Source organism: Pseudonocardia sp. Cha107L01 (assembly GCF_052566575.1).
This window is the reverse complement of sequence record NZ_CP199579.1, coordinates 4,143,148-4,159,122: the sequence shown is the minus strand read 5'-3', so window position 1 is coordinate 4,159,122 and position 15,975 is coordinate 4,143,148. Positions and strand designations below refer to the sequence as shown.

The window sequence follows — 15,975 nt, the reverse complement described above, 5'->3', positions numbered from 1 at the left end:
CCGCCGAATCTCCCAAGGCGGCGAGTCCCGGTGAGCGGCATCGAGTGGACCGACCTGGAATCCTGTCACCGGGTGCGCTCCCCTGACTGAGCGGCTGGAGTGCGCCGCCGGCCACGACGCGGACCTGGTAGGAGCTACTGAGCTGGTCGGGATGGGTGCTTCGCACAGCCGCTCGCGTAGCGCGGCGGGCAACTGTCGGGGCGGCGTCATGGGCGGCGCACGGTGAAGTGGGCCGGGTCGGTGAACAGAGTGCGCGTCCTAGCTGAGTTCGGCCAGCAACGCGGTGCGTGTCGAGCTCCTCAGCGGCTCGCGGTCTCGTTGGTGAACGCGTGGTGGGCGCGGTGTAGGGCGTAGGCGCTGATCACCATCAGGATCGCCGCACCGACCAGGGTGGCGGAGTGGTCACCGACGACGGTCATGCCGAGGCCGGCGAGTAGGGGGCCGAGGGCCCGCGCGCCGACGACGACGATCGCGACGACTCCGTTGATGCCGGGGTAGTGGCTCGGGCCGTAGTAGTCCACGAGCAGGGTGCCGCGCAGTAGGTCGGGCAATCCGTATCCGAGGCCGAAGAACACGACCAACGTGATGATGACATCGGTGGCAGCCGCTGTGTGGCCGGTGGTGAGCAGCGGGGCGGGCAGGACGAGGGCCTGCGCGATGAACATCAGAATCGCCGTGCGCTGTGGAGGGAACCATCGCTGCAACGCCGTGAAGGTCAGCCGCCCGAGGACCTGGAAAGCGCCAACGGCGCCGGCCGCGACGGTGGCCTGGGACAGCGAGTAGCCGCGGTCGGTCAGGTAGGAAACGAGGATGACGGTCACCGCGAGCTTCCCGGCGGTATGGCTGGTCAGGTGGAGAGTGAACCAACGGAACGACGCGCGCCGGGTGATCGCCCCGCTGACAGTGTCCGGCTGTGCCGCCGCCTCGACGTCGGTGGAGCGCCCATCGGGGTGTGCTCCCACGTCAGAAGGCCAGCGCCGCAGCAACCCGGCGTGCAGCGGTACCGTTACCACGCCCACGACCACCGCGAGAAGCACCAGGGTGGTGCGCCAGCCGTACGCGCTGATCAGGACGCCGGTAAGTGGGACGAACACGGTGGCGGACAAGCCGCCGGCGATGGTGAGCACCAGCACGGCGCGGTCACGATGGATCTTGAACCAGGCCGCGGTGACGGCGAATGCCGGTTCGTAGAGGGTGGCAGCCATGGCCAGCCCAGCCAGGGCAAACGCCGCGTAGAAGGTGACCAGGGACACGGCGTGTGCCCACACCAGCAGCGCCGCGAGCCCGAACAAGCTGCCGGCAGTCATCACCCATCGGGCGCCGTGGCGCTGCAGCCAACGCCCGACAGGGACGGCGACCAGACCAGAGACCGCCATTCCCGTGGTGTACGCACCGTTGAGCTGAGCCGTCGACCAGTCGAGCTCGGCGCGCATCGGCACGACAAACACCGAGAAGGCGTAGACGAGCACGCCCCACGAGACCATCTCGGTGACAGCGAGGCCGGCCACCATCCACCACCCGTAGAACACCCGGCGCCACGGCGCGACGCGTGCTGGCGCGTGAGGCACGGGTATCACGACGTCGAAGGGGGCGAGTCGCCGTAAGGGCCCCTGCCCGTCAACGAGGACCTGCACCGGCCCAGCACCTGAAAGCTCACCACCGTGCCCCCAGCCCGCTTGCGTTCGTGCCTGGTCTGATCGCCGTGACCCGTCGGCGACGTGGACGCGTGTGCGCCGGGTTCAGCGGACCCGGCGGTTGATGAACCAGGGGCGCTCCCTGGCCCGGTGCGCGGCGCGCGCGATGCGGTGGTTCGCCCCGCGCAGCAGCCGGATCTGGAACACCAGCTCGGTCCAGAAGGCGCGGCGCGGGGACTGGTTCCAGGTGCGGTGGAGCAGCCGCTTGCCCAGGGTCAGCGCGTCCGGAGAGCGGGCGATGAGCTGGGCGGCCAGCGCTTCGGCGTCCTTGCGCGGGTCGTCGGACACGCCGGTGACGAGGCCGAACTCGCGGGCCTGCCAGCCGTCGAAAGTCTCGGCGGTCATCATCAGCCGCTTGGCCACGTCCATCGGGACGAGCTCGCGCAACGTCACCGATCCGGTCATGTCCGGGATCAGCCCCCACCGGCCTTCCATGATCGACAGGTCGCAGTCGGGCGCGGCGAAGCGGAAGTCGGCGGCGAGCGCGAGCTGCAGTCCACCGCCGAAGCAGTGCCCTTGCAGCACCGCGATTACCGGGACGGGCAGCTCGCGCCAGACCCAGCAGCACCGCTGGAACAGGTTCGTCCGCCGGCCCGGCAGCTTCAGCCCGGCCCGGATGAGCAACGCGGGCGAGGTGCCGAAGGAGGCGATGTCGAGACCGGCGCAGAATGCTGCGCCCGCGCCGGCGAGGATCACGACGCGTACGGACCGATCCGCCGCGATCCGGCCCGCCGTCACCACCAGGGCGTCCAGCATCGGACGGTCTAGTCCGTTGAACTTGTCGGGGCGGTTGAGCGTCACGTGCGCGACGCTGTCGCGGATCTCCAGCAGCACGCGGCCACCCGCGCCGGTGGGAGTCATCACCGCGCCGTCGATCGCATGGCGATGTCCCCCGCGGATGCGGGGACGGCGCGGCGGCGGGCCAGCATCGGACCGCTGTGGCGGAACAGCACCTTGGCCCCGTTGAGGGTCGCGTTCTTGTAGACGATCGCCGCGCGCCCGGTCAGGATCCTGTCCTTGAGGGTCTGGTCGGGGTTGAGGAACTGCACCAGGCCGTGGCGGCGGCCGAGGCTGATGCACTCGTGGATGTAGCGGAAGGTGAAGTTCTTCGGCTCCCGACCGGCGAGGCGGGCGGCGATGGTGTCGGCCACCTGCGGTCCGGTGAATCCACCGGTGCGGCAGCCCATGGCCAGCTGGTCACCCCAGGTGCCGGCGACGGCGGCGGCGTCGCCGATGACATACACGTTCTCATGCGACACGGACCGCTGCGTCGTGTCGACCAGCGCGCGGCTGTCCGCGTTGACCGTCAGGCCTGCGGTGCGGGCCAGTGTGGGCACGGTGAACCCGCCGGCCCATGCGCACAGCTCAAACGGCACGGTGCGGCCGTCAGTCAGCGCCAGGTGATCAGACTCGACCTGCTGGACGCGCGCGCCGCCGACGACCGTGACCCCGAGCTCGTCGAAGGTGGCGGCGAGGTAGCGGCGGGCCCTGTCCGACAGCCAGCCGCCGGGGGTGCCGGAGCTGACCAGGTGGGTGCGCAGCGTCGGGTACGTGGCGGCGATCTCGGTCGCGATCTCGATCCCGGTCAGTCCGCCGCCGCAGACCACGACGTCGGCCCCCCTGGCGGCCAGGCCCGCGAGCGGGGTGTTGAGCTCGAGCGCGGCCGAGACGCCGCTGAGGCGGACGCAGTGTTCGGCGACCCCCGAGACCGAGGTGACGTCGATGTTGCTGCCCAGCGCGTAGACCAGCGTGTCGTAGTGCACGGCCCGTTGGGTGCCCCGCGCGTCGGTGGTGCGCAGCTCGTTGCGATCCAGGTCGATGCCGGTCACCGACGCCACCTCCAGCTTGACCCCGCTGCCCTTCAGGAAGCGGGCCAGCGGAACCAGCTCGATGGGCTGCCCGACGGCGAGCTGATGCAGCCTCGGCCGCTCGACGAAATCATCGAACGCGCTGATCAGCGTGACGGTGACCTCGTCCGATCGAACCCGGCGAGCAAGGCGTCGTGCGGCCGGTAGCCCCGCGTAGCCTGCCCCGATGATCACTACCTGGTGGGTCATGTCACACGTCTCCTTGCGCGTCGAACCGGTCCGTGCAGCCTCTGAGACGACGGAGGGCGGCCGGCTGTGACACTCCTTCCCGCGACCCCTGTCACAGCTGCGGGGGCTGCCTCGTCTTGAGGACGAGGCGTTGCAGGGGACCCAGACGCAGACAGGAAGGTGCCGGTGATGGACGGCGGCGAGCCGTTGACCGAAGAGTTCATTGCGTTGCGTCCGCTGCTGTTCTCGCTGGCCTACCGGATGACCGGTAGCGTTGCCGACGCCGAGGACGTCGTCTCCGAGGCGTACGTGCGGCTGCGCCGCGCTCAGGAACGCGGCGTCGAGATCAGCTCGTTGAAGACCTACCTGTCGTCCGTGGTCACCCGGCTTGGTATCGATCACTTGCGCTCGGCGCGGGTGCGCCGGGAGACCTATCTCGGTCCCTGGATGCCCGAACCCCTCGTCTCGACCGAGGCGATACCGGAGTTCGAGCGGGTCGAGCTGGCCGACACGCTGTCGATCGCCTTCCTGGTGCTGCTGGAGACGCTGACGCCGACAGAGCGGGCCGTGTTCCTGCTCCGCGAGGTGTTCGAGTTTGACTACCCGCAGATCGCCGGAATCCTCGACCGCAGCGAAGCCGGCTGCCGGCAGCTGATGACCCGGGCCCGCCGGCACATCACCGCGCGCAAGCCCCGCTTCGACGCCGACGCGGCCGAACGCGACCAACTGGCCGCCCGATTCTTTGACGCGATCGGGGACGGCGAGCTCGAGCCGCTGGTCTCCATGCTGGCCGCCGACGTCGTCGCCTACGGCGATGGCGGTGGCAACGGCCCGTCGCTGCCGCGCCCGGTCAACGGCCGGGGCAAGGTGATGCGGCTGCTGACCGCACTGTCGGGCGCGATCGGCGACTTCGGGTTGCACGTTCAGCGGGTGCAGGTCAACGGGCAGCCCGGCGCGCTGCTGCTGGACGACGAGGGCCGGCTGCTCAACGTGCTCGCCATCGACATCCTCGACGGCTCCGTCCAGGCCGTGCGCTCCATCGTCAACCCCGACAAACTGCGCCACCTCGGCCCGCTGATCGGCACCGACCATCCGCTGCGCGGCGGCCGCGCAACCGACGACAGCCGCGCAACCGACGACACCGGTAGGAGATCGGGTCTGCAGACATGATCTTCTAGACGCCGATCGGGTTCGCTCCTAACCAACCTGTCGCGTCCGGGCTGACTCTTCCCGGGCCTGCGTCCCGTCCAGCCCCGCCCTTGTCGATGACTACGCCGCCGCCGGTTGGCAGAGCCGTCGGGTCGTACCGGAGTTTTGCGTTAGCGGAAGTCGTCAGCGTGCTCCCGTGCCCACTCGGCGAACGTCCGGGCGGGTCGGCCGGTGATGTGTTCGACGGTGGGTACCACGGAGGCTGGTTCGCCGGACTCGGCGGCCGCACCGTAGTAGCCGATGATCGCCTCGACCATCGCCGGCGAGGCGAACCCGGCCAGCTGCGCGCGGGCCTGCCCGGTCGTCTGTTCCTCGAGACGCAGCGTGCGCCCGATGGCGTCACCGATCTGCCGCATCTCTTCGAGCTGGGTGATCGCCGCCGGCCCGGTCAGGTGGTACGTGACGCCAATGTGGTCCTCGGTGCGCAGCGCGATCGTGGCGACCGCGGCGACGTCGGCCTCGTGCACAGGATTGGTCGAGGCACCGGGGAACTGCCCGCGCACCACCCCATCGGCGCGTATGGACCACGCCCAGTTCAGGGTGTTGGTGGCGAACGACCCGGGGCGAAGCAAGGTCCAGTCCAGGCCGGAGTCGGTCACCTCCTGCTCGGCGATGCGGTGGATCTGCCCGATCAGCCCTGAACTGGGGTGCAGAACGGTCTGCGAGGACAGCAGCACCACGTGCCGCACGCCCTGTTCGCGGGCCAGCTTGGTCAGTGCCGCGGTGCCGGTGGTCGAGTCGGCCGGCGGATAGAGGAACATCCGCTCGATGCCGGTGAACGCCTCACGCAGTGACTCTTCATCGGTCAGGTCGCCGGCGGCGATCTCGGCGCCGGCCGGCACCGAGGCGGTGCTCGGATTGCGGGTGACTACCCGCACGGGTTCACCGGCGCCCAGGAGCCCGCGTACGACATGACGACCGATATTGCCCGTCGGCCCGGTTACCAAGATCATGATGGGTCGTCCGCGGTCAGCGCGGCCTCGATGACCAGGTCGAGGGCGATGGTGTTGCCGGCCAGCACACCGAAGCGATCCAGCGGAATGGGGAACCGCACGCCGAACGCCTGCCGGTCGATGCGGCCCGTCACGGTGAAACGGACCCGATGCTGTCCGCTCTCATCGCGGAAGAACCGCGGCGGTTGCACCTGCAACGCCACCGCCCGAGTAACTCCTCGCACGGTGAGCTCGCCGTCGAGACGCCATGCCTCGTCGTCGGAGCTGACTGCGGTCGAGCGGTACGTCATCACGGGGTGGTGGGCGATGTCGAACGGGTCCTTGGCGAACGTGCCCCTGTCCCGGCGCGGGTCGCCGGTGTCCATCGAGGCCATTTCGACGTTGCCGGTTGCCGAGGACGAGTCCGGCCGTTCTCCGGTCACGATCCGACCGGAGAACGCGCTGAATGTGCCTCGGACCTGGTGTACCAGCAGATGGCGCACCAGGAAGCTCACCGTGCTGTGCGCCGGGTCGATCGTCCAAGTCCCGGGTAGGTAGTCGGAAATCTGGGTGACTGCGTGCTCCACGTTGTTGTCCCCGTCCGTCATCGGGCCAGCGCCTGGCTGAGCAGCCGCTCGAGCTGCCCGAGAATCTCGGGCGCGGTGGCCAGGTTGAAGATCGTTCCCTTGATCGCGGCAATGATCAACGAGGTGACCAGCGCGGCATCGAAACCGGGCAGCCATGCCAGCTGCGCGAGGCGGGTCTCGATGGGTCCTTGCCAGTCCTGATCACTGCGGTCGATGATCGCCCGGATGGCGGGATCGCGGTTCGCGCGCAGGTTCAGCTCGCACAGCACGATGAAGAGCTCCGTGCGGTCCTGAATCGCCTGGCCCATCAGCCGCAGATGTCGCATCACCTGCTCGGCGGGGTGCCCTCGGGCGGCATTGTCGTAGCGAGCTGCCCGGTCGCGTAGCCGACCACCTCTACGATCAGGTCTTCTTTGGTGGGGAAGTAGTGATGCAACGTCGAGTGGTCCAAGCCCACGACCGCGGCAACGTCACGCAGCCGCAACCCCTCCAGGCCCTTCTGAGCGATCAGGTCGAACGCGGCCCTCACCAGCGCCGCGCGGCGACCGCCCGGAGCCGTGTGAGCTGCTGTGGGGGGTCCAGGTGTAGCCGGGAACCAGCCGCCGCGTGAGCTGAGAAGACGACGGCGTAAGAGCTCGTCAGCCACCAACCACGTCGAAGGACCCGCTGCTGGTCCTGGGGGGTTCACGCTGGTCCACTTCCCGTAGCAAGGACGGCTCGTGGTGATCGGTCGACGGGCTACAGTTCGGCGCGGATGATCACCGTAAACAGGTCGCCGGCTGGCTGCCCCAAGGCACCCTCGCGGCGACCACGGGGAACGCCCCCGATCGTGACGGTGGTGCCGTGGCGGTGTCGCAGCGAACACGTCACGGGCCCGGCGACGACGGTCGGCGCGACACGGTCGACCCACTAGGTAGCCACCGCAAACGAGACTGCGTTGAGCCCATGCCCGGTGCCTACTTCGTCGGGTTTGCGGGGGAGATATCCGATGGCCCGAGCAGGTCCCGAATGGCGCGCGCGGACAGGGTGGTCTTGGGCAAGAACCCGATCGCGGGGCTTGCGGCTATCAGGTCGGCGTAGTCCTCCTCGGCGTGGGTCGAGATGAGGACTGTCCGCGACCCGGCCAGGCTCGCCGTGCCATGAAGTCGCCGCACCAGGTCAAAGCCACTTTGGTCGCCGAGATGGATGTCCACCAGTGTGACGTCCGGCCGGAGCTCCTCCGCGCGCGCAAGCGCCTCGGCCGTGCCCGACGCCACACCTACGACCGTGATCCCGTCACGTTCAAGCACGGCACGCGCCACGACCAGAAAGCGAGGGTTGTCGTCAATGATGAGACAGCGAAGCACCGCGCCAGCATCACACCCCGCACGGCGGGGACGCATTCCAGCTAGCCGGGCCGCCGCTCGCGCCGTGCCAGCTGCGGATAGTCGGTCATGGCGCCGCCGAGTGAACGAGGCCGCCGTGGTCCTACGCGGCGACTAACCTGGCATGTTCGGATTCCGCACACCCGCCGGGAGAACCATGCCGAGTGCCGCACCCCTGACCTCTACCTCGGTTGAGTCGACAGTCGCCGGCTTCATCGTCTGGCTGGCGCGCCAACGGCCGCCGCTCAACGATCGCCACCAGTGCCCCGACATCCTGGAGCGCTTCCTGCGCTGGCGACAAGACCAGCGGGACCAGGGCAACAGCTACTCCGAAGACGCCTACTACACCCAGCTGAACCAATGTGGAGCGAACGACGCCCAGGTGGCCGAGGCCCGAGCCGCGATCGAACTGTTTCGCCGCTACCTGCGCACATCCGAATGAGCAGCGACGCAGTCACGGCGCCGCCGGTCCCCTGACCGGACATCCGATGCTCGGACGGATGGGAACCAGCCACGGAGACCGGCGGCGGCCACAGGTTAACGACGCGGGTGCCGAAAAGATCACGACACCCCATCATCGAGATCGGGCTGTCAGTCCTTCCTGCGACTGTGGCGGGACGCTGTGCCCAGTGCGGGCGGCGTGACTGGGGGGATTGGGGGTCGGCCGCGTGTGCTCCCCAGCGCCACGGGGACGACCCCGCTCACCCAGCCGCCGCTGCAGCGGCGGCCCCGATTGATGATGAACACAGGCTTCAACGAAGCCGACCACGCCGGGAAGAATGATGTTAAGTCATGGCCGGATCACAGGGTGTCACCACAAGTTACATAATTGTCATTCCGTTCAACGTCGGCGGGGCCGCTAGTCACCTGCAGGTGTGACTAGTCACAGATATAACAACCACGGTGGGTAGTGGTCGTTGAGCAAGTACGGCCGGGTTCGGCCGAGGGACGCTATGCGCTGGCTGGACAGGGGGCTGTGAGTGAGGTCGGTACTGATTTGCGAGGACGATCCTGAGGTGCGGGACCGGCTGGCCACGGTGTTGGCCACGCTGGGCGGTGGAAGCCGCATCAATGGCTGCGGCACCGCCAGCAGCGAGGTATTGGCCCACTACAACGCACGAACCGTGGACCTGGTGTTGCTGGGCACTCACCCCGGACAACGGGCTGGCCTGATCACGCTGCGGGCACTGCTCACCGCGCATCCCGACGCGAACGTCCTCATGTTCGGTGCCCCGGACGACACCCACGCCATCGCCGCGACCGTGGCCCTCGGCGCCCGCGGTTACCTGCGATGGGACGCGGCCCGCCCGAGCCTGGTCGCCACCCTGGCACACGCGTTGACCGCGCCCACCACGCTGCGCACCGCACCGGCCACACCCACCAAAGACCCCTCGCGATTATCCGAGCGCGAGCACCAGGTACTGCTGGGGATGAGCGAAGGCAAAAGCAACGCCGAGATCGGCCGAGCGCTGTTCCTCACAGAGGACACCATCAAAACCCACGCTCGCCGGATGTTTCGCAAACTCCGCGTCGGAGACCGCGCCGAGGCCGTCGCGCACGGCTTCCGCCACAGCCTCCTCACCTGAGGTGAGGAACTCGGATCGTCCTCCGCCCCGTTGCGGCGGAGCCGACCCGTTCGTCATGCCCTGCCCGGGTGACTGAATGTTGACCGCCCTGTCGGGGGCCACAGCCAGACTATGGCCATGAACGATCCGGGACAGGTTGCGGCCACGATGGCGACTAGGGGGGTCGTGGCTACCGCCCTGACCACCACGGTGGCCGCCGGCGGTCCAGCGGTCAACGAGCTACCCTCGCCGGCAACCGTCGCTGGCCACGAGGTGACCGGCGAGCTACTGGCCACGCTCGATGTCGAGCACCCGGTGCTGGCCGGCTGGCCGACCCGGGAACGGGTAATGGCCGCGACCTGGTTGGCCGGCTACCGCTCGGCCCGCACCCGCCGCGCCTACGCCGCCGACCTGGCCGCCTGGCTCGCCTGGCTCACTGACCGCCGAATCGACGTCCTATCCGTCCGACGCATCCACGTCGACCTGTGGACCCGAGGCCTGCTGGATGCCGGGGCCGCCTCCTCGAGCGTGGCCCGCCGGCTGTCGGCGGTGTCGAGCTGGTACCGCCACCTCGGCGAACACGACCTGGTCACCGCCAACCCCGCCGCCGCCGTGCGCCGGCCCCGGGTCGACCCCGACCACACCACCACGGTCGGCCTGGACCGCGACCAGGCCCGCGCGCTGCTCGCCGCCGCGGACACAGACACCGGCCCGACCCGGCTTCGCGCCGCGGCCCCGATCCGGGTACTGCTACACCAGGGGCTCCGCGTCGACGAGCTGGCCCGGGCCGATGTGGCCGACCTCGGCCACGACCGTGGCCCCGCGGCGACCACCGCTGACCGAGTGGCCGGTCGGCCACCCGTGGCCAGCACGAACCTGGCCAGCGCGGACGTGACCGGGCCGCTGTTGGCCACCAGTACCGGTGGCCGGCTGGATCAGGCCGCGCTGTGGCATGTGGTCCGCCGCCTGGCCCGCGCCGGCGGGATCGAGCACTGGGCCGCGCTGTCGCCGCACTCGCTGCGGCACTCCGCGATCACTTTGGCGCTGGACGCCGGGGCGTCCCTGCGCGACGTGCAGGATTTCGCCGGGCACCGCGACCCTCGAACCACTCGGCGTTACGACCGGTCCCGCCACAGCTTGGACCGCAACGCCTCCTACACCCTCGCCGCCTACCTGGCCTGACACTCGACGCGGCCCATGCGTTGCGCAGCTGCGCGGATCACCGTGGTGCCCGCTCAACCGGAATGGCCGATGGCGATCAGACCGTCTGGTGGGTAGCAAGTTCAGGGTCGCTCCCCAGCGAATCGGCGCCCAGACCTAGCGGCGGTCAGGCGGCAACGGCCGACTGGATTGTTCGCTCCCGGCGCCGCTGGTTTGAGAGGGCCGCCACCAATCCGCTCCCCAGCGACGAGTGGCAAGTCGAGGAATATGAGCGCGAAGTGTGCCCCACCGGCCGCTGGCTCAAACGTCCCGCGTGGGCCAACCACTCGTATGCCAGCGGGTCAGCATCCGTCCGTCCTAACGGGACGGGGCCGGGCGCTGACAGGCATGGCGGATCTGGCGGGCACCGGCTCCGCGATTGGATCACCGGCATACCCCGTGCTGGAAGTAGGTGCACCAGCCCCTGATCGTCGGGTTGAGCCGACGCAGGAGGTCTGCGAGCGTGCGATGAGCCTTCCGGCGGGTCAGCAGCCTGATCTTCGCCTTGATCGAAGCGAGCGACTTCTTCGATGGGTAGGTGTAGACCATGCCTATGTCAGAGGCAGCCAACTTCGTCGCACGTACCTGGAGCTGTCGAAGTCCTTGGCCGGTGTCGAGGGATCTAACCGTCACTTCGTCAAGAAGGGCTTGGAGGATTCGCCATCAGGCCTGCGCGTCGCGGCCCGGCGGCGGCTTCCAGCTTGCATCACGGTGGGCCCCTGTCAGCCAGCATCACCAGTACGACGACCAGCGGTAACAGCCCCAGGACGGTCAGACCTCCAAGATACATCTCTCGATCGTCGAGTCCGACGGAAGCCAGGATGAGTGCCGCCGCAAGCGACAGGAACACCACGCACAACCGGGTCCCGAGCACCTGAGGCTGGTTCGCGCTGATCTCGCTGAACAGGCTGACCCACTGCGGATCGTCCTCACGCAGTGAACGCTCCATACGGCGAAGGACCCGGCGATCCCTCCGCGACAACGTGGTCATGGGGCATCGACCAACATCCGCGACAAACGGGTCAGAGCAGACAGGAGCGGCGGACATGGCACCGGGATCAACACACCACCACCAAAGCCGTCGCCGGCGTCAGGCACCCGACCGATGTTGTCGGCACCGCGCTGGCCTGTCCCCCTCCGGGGTCTGTCCGGAATCGGCGACCTGCCCTACACAGGCCGGCTGGCTGGCTCGAAAGGCCATCACCGCATGCGCGACGCTGCGATGGCGTACCGGCAGGTCGCTGGCCCAGATCAGCCCTGAGTGGCGCTGTAATTGTGAGGAGAGCCCGGTGACGGAGAACCCGATCCGGCCCACGACCGCCCGCACGGCGGCGTCGGCGAGTAGGGCAAAACCCGCGCAGTCGCAGAAGGTGACGCCGCTCAGATCTACGACCAGGTGAGCAGGTCGGCGAGGCCAGGCGTGATCCAGCTCCGCGCGTAGCGACGCTTCGCTAGATCGATCGATCTCTCCTGTCACTCGCACCACGACGACCCGCCCGTTTGGCGCGGACACAACCTCACGGGCACATGAACACGACGGGGCGGCCACAGTGGGGGAATCGGGGACCGCGTACAGGCCGGCCACACCCCAACGCCGCGTACGGTCGGACATGGCCAAGACCCCTTCCGGCCAATGGCGGAATCCGCCGGGGTCCGGGGCGTCAAGCAATCAGCCTAAATCCACCGCCGGTTGCGCACCAGCGCCGAGGCCTCGCTAGCTGATCGTGCTAGCGGACGGACGCTGGGCGCACCGGTGGTCCTGGCCACCGCCGGCACCCTGGCCCACCGCCGGCGAGCGGAGCCGGGACCGATGCCCACGGCGGCCGGAAAATGTCGATGTTCACCAAGGCTCCGGCATGGCGAACCGGGCCAGTTGCACGATCAGCCACCGGCGGTCAACCGGGCGCGGTGGGCGGAACGTCGCGCAGGCCAGACGGTGGCGGCGTCGGTGTGCAACGCCGCGACGAAGTGAGCCACCGTGACGGGGGCGGGCACCAGCTGCCCGGGCAGGTAGCGCGACACCGCGAGGCGCTCCTCACCACCCTCACCGCCCTCACCGTCCTCACCGCCGCCGGGGAGCAGGGTGGCGGAGAAGCCGCTGTCCTGGTCCCAGCGCAACCGCACCGGTGCCCAGCCTGAGCCCGACGGGCGCGCGGGGTGGGCTGGGTCCAGGGTGAGCTCACCCCACAGCGTCGGCGAGCTCGGCCCCTGCGCGTGCAGCGCACGCACCAGGAAACCGCGCTCGTCGAGCCGGCTGGCGACCGTGGACAGGTAGCCGATCACCAGCATGCGCTGGTCAACATCGGTAGACCCGGCTGGGCGCAACCGGACCCCCGGAGCCGACCCGGGTCTCCTCCCGCCGCACGCTGCACGGCGTGCTTGCGCTGATTCGGGATTGTCGGATCAGCGCCGCGACCGCCGAGACCGCGCGGCGGTTCGAGCGCTGGTGGCCTGGGGTCGCGGGTGGGCGTCGACATGGGATTTCGCCTCTATCCCTTTCGCGCATGGCGGTCGGGCCGGATGTGGGGACGGACGGCGCCGGCAGGGTTTGGGCGCCGTCCGTCAGCAGGAGTATCGGGTGACCAAGCGGTGCACAATGCGCCGTGTCTGCTGGTCTCGGCGGCAGCTCACGCCCGTCGTGGGCTGTCGCAAACCGCACGGCGTCGCGTCCGTCGCGTCGTGCGTGGCGTGGGTGCCCGGTCACTCCTACTGGGAGCTTCAGCAAGGGGGGTCGAGGCTTCTCCTCCGCCGCGACCGTGGCCCGCCGAAGTTCCGTATGCCATGCGTACTCCGCGAGCCCGCCGGCGACAAGCACCGTCACCCGGAGAGCTGCGTTGCCGCCCGGATTGCCTAGCGACCCGCCCAGCGACACGCTTCCCGCCGGTACACCGGCGGCGCGTTATCCGAGGTCAGGGTGTTGGCCGCCGTTGAGGATGCAGACGACCGCGTCGTTCAGTGTGCCGATGTCGGGGTCGTGAGCAGGCCCCGTCGGCGGGTGCCGGACGGGGCCTGGTCGTCGGGGTGGCGCGGTGGTCGTCAGGGTGGCGTGGTCGTGATCAGTCGGCGGTGACTTCGGCGACGGCGGTGCGGGTGGAGGACTCGTCGACGATGGCCTTGTCCGCGGCGAACGCGGCGACCAGCGCCTGGACGGCGAGGTTGTTGACCGCGCGTGGGTAGCCGCGGCTGGTTTGGTGGATTAGCGCGGTGGCGTCGTCGGAGAACAGGGTGTCGGACCGTCCGGCGAGTGCGACGTGATGTCGTAGGTAGCTGCTGGTCTCCTCGCCGGTCATCGGGGGCATGGCGTAGCGCAGTCCGATTCGCTGGTCCAGTGCGGCGAGGACGCCGAGTTTCATCCTTCGCCGCAGGGTCGGCTGGCCGACGAGCAGGCAGGCGAACGGGCTGGTGGAGTCCATGTCGTGGTTAGTGAGCATGCGGATCGACTCGAGCTGGGCGTGATCGAGCAGGTGGGCTTCGTCGATGACCACGACGGGGGTGCGGCCGCGTTCGACCTGCTCGACCGCGAGGGCGTCGACGGTCTGTGGGACCAGGGTGGCGTGGTGGGTCAGGGGTCGCTGCCCGAGGGCGGCGACGATCTGGTGGTGGATGCCGCGGACCCCGACGGTTGGGTTGGGCAGGTAGATGATGGTGTGTCTTGTGGGGTCCAGGGCGGCGAGCGCGGCGCGGACGGCGACGGTCTTCCCGGCCCCGACCTCGCCGGTGATCACTCCGATCCGGTGTTCGGTGACGCACCAGCCGATTCGGGCGACGGCCTCGCCGTGGCTGGCGTGGCGGTGCAGCATCCCGGGGGCGAGGTCGCGGCCGAACGGGGTGCGGGTGAACCCGAAGAAACCTTGCAGCCGGTCGATCACGACGCCACCTCCCGGTTGATCTCGCCGGCGCTGAGCTCGGTGCCGGTGAGCAGGTCGAGCTGACCGGGCAGCTCGACGGCGGCGTTGCTCAGCGCGGCGTAGTTGACGCCGTGGGCGAGCTCGGTCTGGTGCGCGTCGGCGATCAGGCGGGCGTAGTCGATCCCGGTCGCCGCGGGCGCTTCAGGTGGGGTTTCGGGTCGCGCCTTGACATGTGAGTGGCGGCCGATGCGGTGCGGGATCGCTGTCCCGGCTGGGACACCACGCACCCGAACCTGCACTGTGGTGAGGTCGAACGGGTCGAACACCAGCTCGACGCGGTGCCCGACCAGGATCGGGTCGACCTGGTAGGTGTTGCCCTGCAATGACACCAACGCGGTCTTGGTGACCGTGCGGTGGGCCTCCCAGAGGAACGCCTCGGCCAGCGCGGCGGGTGCGGGGAGCGGGAACGGGCCGCCGGCGTGCCAGCGTGCCAGCGGTGGGTGCCCGGTCTCGGAGTGGACTCGGCGGTGATAGACGGTCTCGACCCAGGCGGTGAACAACAGGTTCAGCTCGTCCAGATCCGCGACCAGGTGCCGGCCGGGCTCGCCGGTGAGCTTCCCGGTGATCTCGACGAGGAACTGCTCGCGGACGGTCCGGAAGAACCGCTCGATCTTCCCCCTGCCCTGCGGTCGGCCCGGGGTGGAGTGGATCAACCGGATCCCGAGTGTCGCGCAGGCCCGCAGCAGCCAGGCATCGACGAACGCCGACCCGTTGTCGACATAGACCCCGTCTGGGACGCCGCGCGAGCCCAGCGCCGGGCGCAGCGCCGCGGCCAGGCGCACGGTGTCCTCGGCGAACCCGAACCGGTGCCCGACGATCGCCCGGGAGTGGTCGTCGAGGAACGCGAACAGATACGTCTTGCGGCCGCCGACGGTCGGGCCGTGCAGGGCGTCACCGGTCCAGAGCTCGTTGGGCCGGTCAGCTTCGAACCGGCCGAACACCGCCTCGCTCCCGGGTCCGCCAGCGGCGAGCGCCCCGAGCGCGGCGGCGATCCGCGGGTCCTGGGCGAAGTGGCGTTGCAGGGTTCGTTCCCCGGGCGCCCACCCCATCTGAGAGCGCAGGATGCGCCGAACCTGAGTCGCGGTCCGGGACGGGTTCTCGCGCTTGAGCGCGACCGCCATCTCGATCACCTCGACCGGCAGCCTGGGTGCGGACTGGCGCGGGTCAGGCACCAACGCGTCGAACCCACCCCGGCGCCACGCCCGGATCCACCGGTCCAGCGTGTCGCGGGAGATCGTGCGGCGCCGCCCGGCTGGGTCGAGGTGTTCACGCGCGGCGATCTCACGGACCAGCCGGCCCCGGGCCTTGCTCGACAGCCGCGGGTCAGCGGCCTCGCGGATCAGCTGATAGCGGAACAGCCCGATCGCTCGGGCCCGCTCCGCTCGTACCGCTATTTCGTCGTGTCTCACTGCCATGGGTGAGCCACCTCCTCGTCACGCTCGTCGGACAGAACAAGCGGCGAGCCTCACCGAGGAAGATC

General features: G+C 69.4%; 18 protein-coding genes. 4 read left to right on the top strand and 14 right to left on the bottom strand.

Features of this window, described 5'->3' with window-relative positions:
* Nucleotides 1-299 precede the first annotated feature (299 nt).
* The 3 genes from ACTXG6_RS19590 to ACTXG6_RS19580 all read right to left on the bottom strand — a co-directional run bounded on the left by ACTXG6_RS19590 (nucleotide 300) and on the right by ACTXG6_RS19580 (nucleotide 3,751).
* Complete coding sequence (locus tag ACTXG6_RS19590; protein ID WP_445189244.1) at nucleotides 300-1,568, bottom strand: MFS transporter; 1,269 nt, start codon at nucleotides 1,566-1,568, stop codon at nucleotides 300-302.
* A 171-nt stretch (nucleotides 1,569-1,739) separates the two neighbouring features.
* Complete coding sequence (locus tag ACTXG6_RS19585) at nucleotides 1,740-2,555, bottom strand: crotonase/enoyl-CoA hydratase family protein (RefSeq protein WP_445189243.1); 816 nt, start codon at nucleotides 2,553-2,555, stop codon at nucleotides 1,740-1,742.
* Complete coding sequence (locus ACTXG6_RS19580) at nucleotides 2,555-3,751, bottom strand: NAD(P)/FAD-dependent oxidoreductase (protein WP_445189242.1); 1,197 nt, start codon at nucleotides 3,749-3,751, stop codon at nucleotides 2,555-2,557. The genes ACTXG6_RS19585 and ACTXG6_RS19580 overlap by 1 nt, the downstream gene beginning before the upstream one ends.
* 168 nt (nucleotides 3,752-3,919) lie before the next feature.
* Here ACTXG6_RS19580 and ACTXG6_RS19575 point away from each other — a divergent pair, with 168 nt between their 5' ends.
* Entirely contained in the window at nucleotides 3,920-4,900 is a 981-nt protein-coding gene (locus ACTXG6_RS19575; protein ID WP_445189241.1) for an RNA polymerase sigma-70 factor, read from the top strand.
* 149 nt (nucleotides 4,901-5,049) lie between these two features.
* Here ACTXG6_RS19575 and ACTXG6_RS19570 read toward each other — a convergent pair whose 3' ends face one another.
* The 5 genes from ACTXG6_RS19570 to ACTXG6_RS19550 all read right to left on the bottom strand — a co-directional run bounded on the left by ACTXG6_RS19570 (nucleotide 5,050) and on the right by ACTXG6_RS19550 (nucleotide 7,804).
* Nucleotides 5,050-5,892: an NAD(P)H-binding protein gene (locus tag ACTXG6_RS19570; protein ID WP_445189240.1), complete on the bottom strand. Its 843-nt coding sequence runs from the start codon at nucleotides 5,890-5,892 to the stop codon at nucleotides 5,050-5,052.
* On the bottom strand, nucleotides 5,889-6,479 hold the full coding sequence (locus ACTXG6_RS19565; RefSeq protein WP_445189239.1) for a YceI family protein: 591 nt from the start codon (nucleotides 6,477-6,479) through the stop codon (nucleotides 5,889-5,891). The genes ACTXG6_RS19570 and ACTXG6_RS19565 overlap by 4 nt, the downstream gene beginning before the upstream one ends.
* A complete protein-coding gene (locus ACTXG6_RS19560) occupies nucleotides 6,476-6,784 on the bottom strand; it encodes a hypothetical protein (RefSeq protein WP_445189238.1) in 309 nt (102 codons plus the stop codon). Before ACTXG6_RS19560 ends, ACTXG6_RS19565 begins: the two co-directional genes overlap by 4 nt.
* A complete protein-coding gene (locus tag ACTXG6_RS19555; protein WP_445189237.1) occupies nucleotides 6,784-6,987 on the bottom strand; it encodes a TetR/AcrR family transcriptional regulator in 204 nt (67 codons plus the stop codon). The genes ACTXG6_RS19560 and ACTXG6_RS19555 overlap by 1 nt, the downstream gene beginning before the upstream one ends.
* A 427-nt stretch (nucleotides 6,988-7,414) precedes the next feature.
* A complete protein-coding gene (locus tag ACTXG6_RS19550) occupies nucleotides 7,415-7,804 on the bottom strand; it encodes a response regulator (RefSeq protein WP_445189236.1) in 390 nt (129 codons plus the stop codon).
* A gap of 175 nt (nucleotides 7,805-7,979) precedes the next feature.
* Between ACTXG6_RS19550 and ACTXG6_RS19545 the strand changes: the two genes are divergently transcribed.
* The 3 genes from ACTXG6_RS19545 to ACTXG6_RS19535 all read left to right on the top strand — a co-directional run bounded on the left by ACTXG6_RS19545 (nucleotide 7,980) and on the right by ACTXG6_RS19535 (nucleotide 10,569).
* Nucleotides 7,980-8,264, top strand: coding sequence for a hypothetical protein (locus ACTXG6_RS19545; protein ID WP_445189235.1), 285 nt, complete (start codon nucleotides 7,980-7,982; stop codon nucleotides 8,262-8,264).
* A gap of 538 nt (nucleotides 8,265-8,802) precedes the next feature.
* Nucleotides 8,803-9,408 carry a response regulator transcription factor gene (locus tag ACTXG6_RS19540; protein WP_445189234.1) on the top strand — a complete coding sequence of 202 codons (606 nt, stop codon included), beginning with the start codon at nucleotides 8,803-8,805 and terminating at the stop codon, nucleotides 9,406-9,408.
* Nucleotides 9,409-9,573: 165 nt separating this feature from the next.
* Nucleotides 9,574-10,569 (top strand): tyrosine-type recombinase/integrase, encoded by a 996-nt coding sequence (locus ACTXG6_RS19535; protein WP_445189233.1) that lies wholly within the window; start codon nucleotides 9,574-9,576, stop codon nucleotides 10,567-10,569.
* 402 nt (nucleotides 10,570-10,971) lie between these two features.
* Here the strand turns inward: ACTXG6_RS19535 and ACTXG6_RS19530 are convergent, their stop codons facing one another.
* The 6 genes from ACTXG6_RS19530 to ACTXG6_RS19505 form a co-directional block, all read right to left on the bottom strand.
* Nucleotides 10,972-11,136 (bottom strand): group II intron maturase-specific domain-containing protein, encoded by a 165-nt coding sequence (locus ACTXG6_RS19530; RefSeq protein ID WP_445189232.1) that lies wholly within the window; start codon nucleotides 11,134-11,136, stop codon nucleotides 10,972-10,974.
* A 157-nt stretch (nucleotides 11,137-11,293) separates the two neighbouring features.
* Nucleotides 11,294-11,578, bottom strand: a complete 285-nt coding sequence (locus ACTXG6_RS19525; RefSeq protein WP_445189231.1) for a DUF3040 domain-containing protein — start codon at nucleotides 11,576-11,578, stop codon at nucleotides 11,294-11,296.
* A 99-nt stretch (nucleotides 11,579-11,677) separates the two neighbouring features.
* The gene (locus ACTXG6_RS19520; RefSeq protein WP_445190052.1) at nucleotides 11,678-12,199 is read right to left on the bottom strand and encodes an STAS domain-containing protein; all 522 of its coding nucleotides are present in this window, start codon (nucleotides 12,197-12,199) and stop codon (nucleotides 11,678-11,680) included.
* Between the two features lie 269 nt (nucleotides 12,200-12,468).
* A complete protein-coding gene (locus ACTXG6_RS19515) occupies nucleotides 12,469-12,876 on the bottom strand; it encodes a DUF6292 family protein (protein WP_445189230.1) in 408 nt (135 codons plus the stop codon).
* Nucleotides 12,877-13,643: 767 nt separating this feature from the next.
* Nucleotides 13,644-14,456, bottom strand: a complete 813-nt coding sequence (locus ACTXG6_RS19510; protein WP_445186883.1) for an ExeA family protein — start codon at nucleotides 14,454-14,456, stop codon at nucleotides 13,644-13,646.
* Nucleotides 14,453-15,910: a DDE-type integrase/transposase/recombinase gene (locus tag ACTXG6_RS19505; RefSeq protein ID WP_445186884.1), complete on the bottom strand. Its 1,458-nt coding sequence runs from the start codon at nucleotides 15,908-15,910 to the stop codon at nucleotides 14,453-14,455. The genes ACTXG6_RS19510 and ACTXG6_RS19505 overlap by 4 nt, the downstream gene beginning before the upstream one ends.
* Nucleotides 15,911-15,975: the final 65 nt, after the last annotated feature.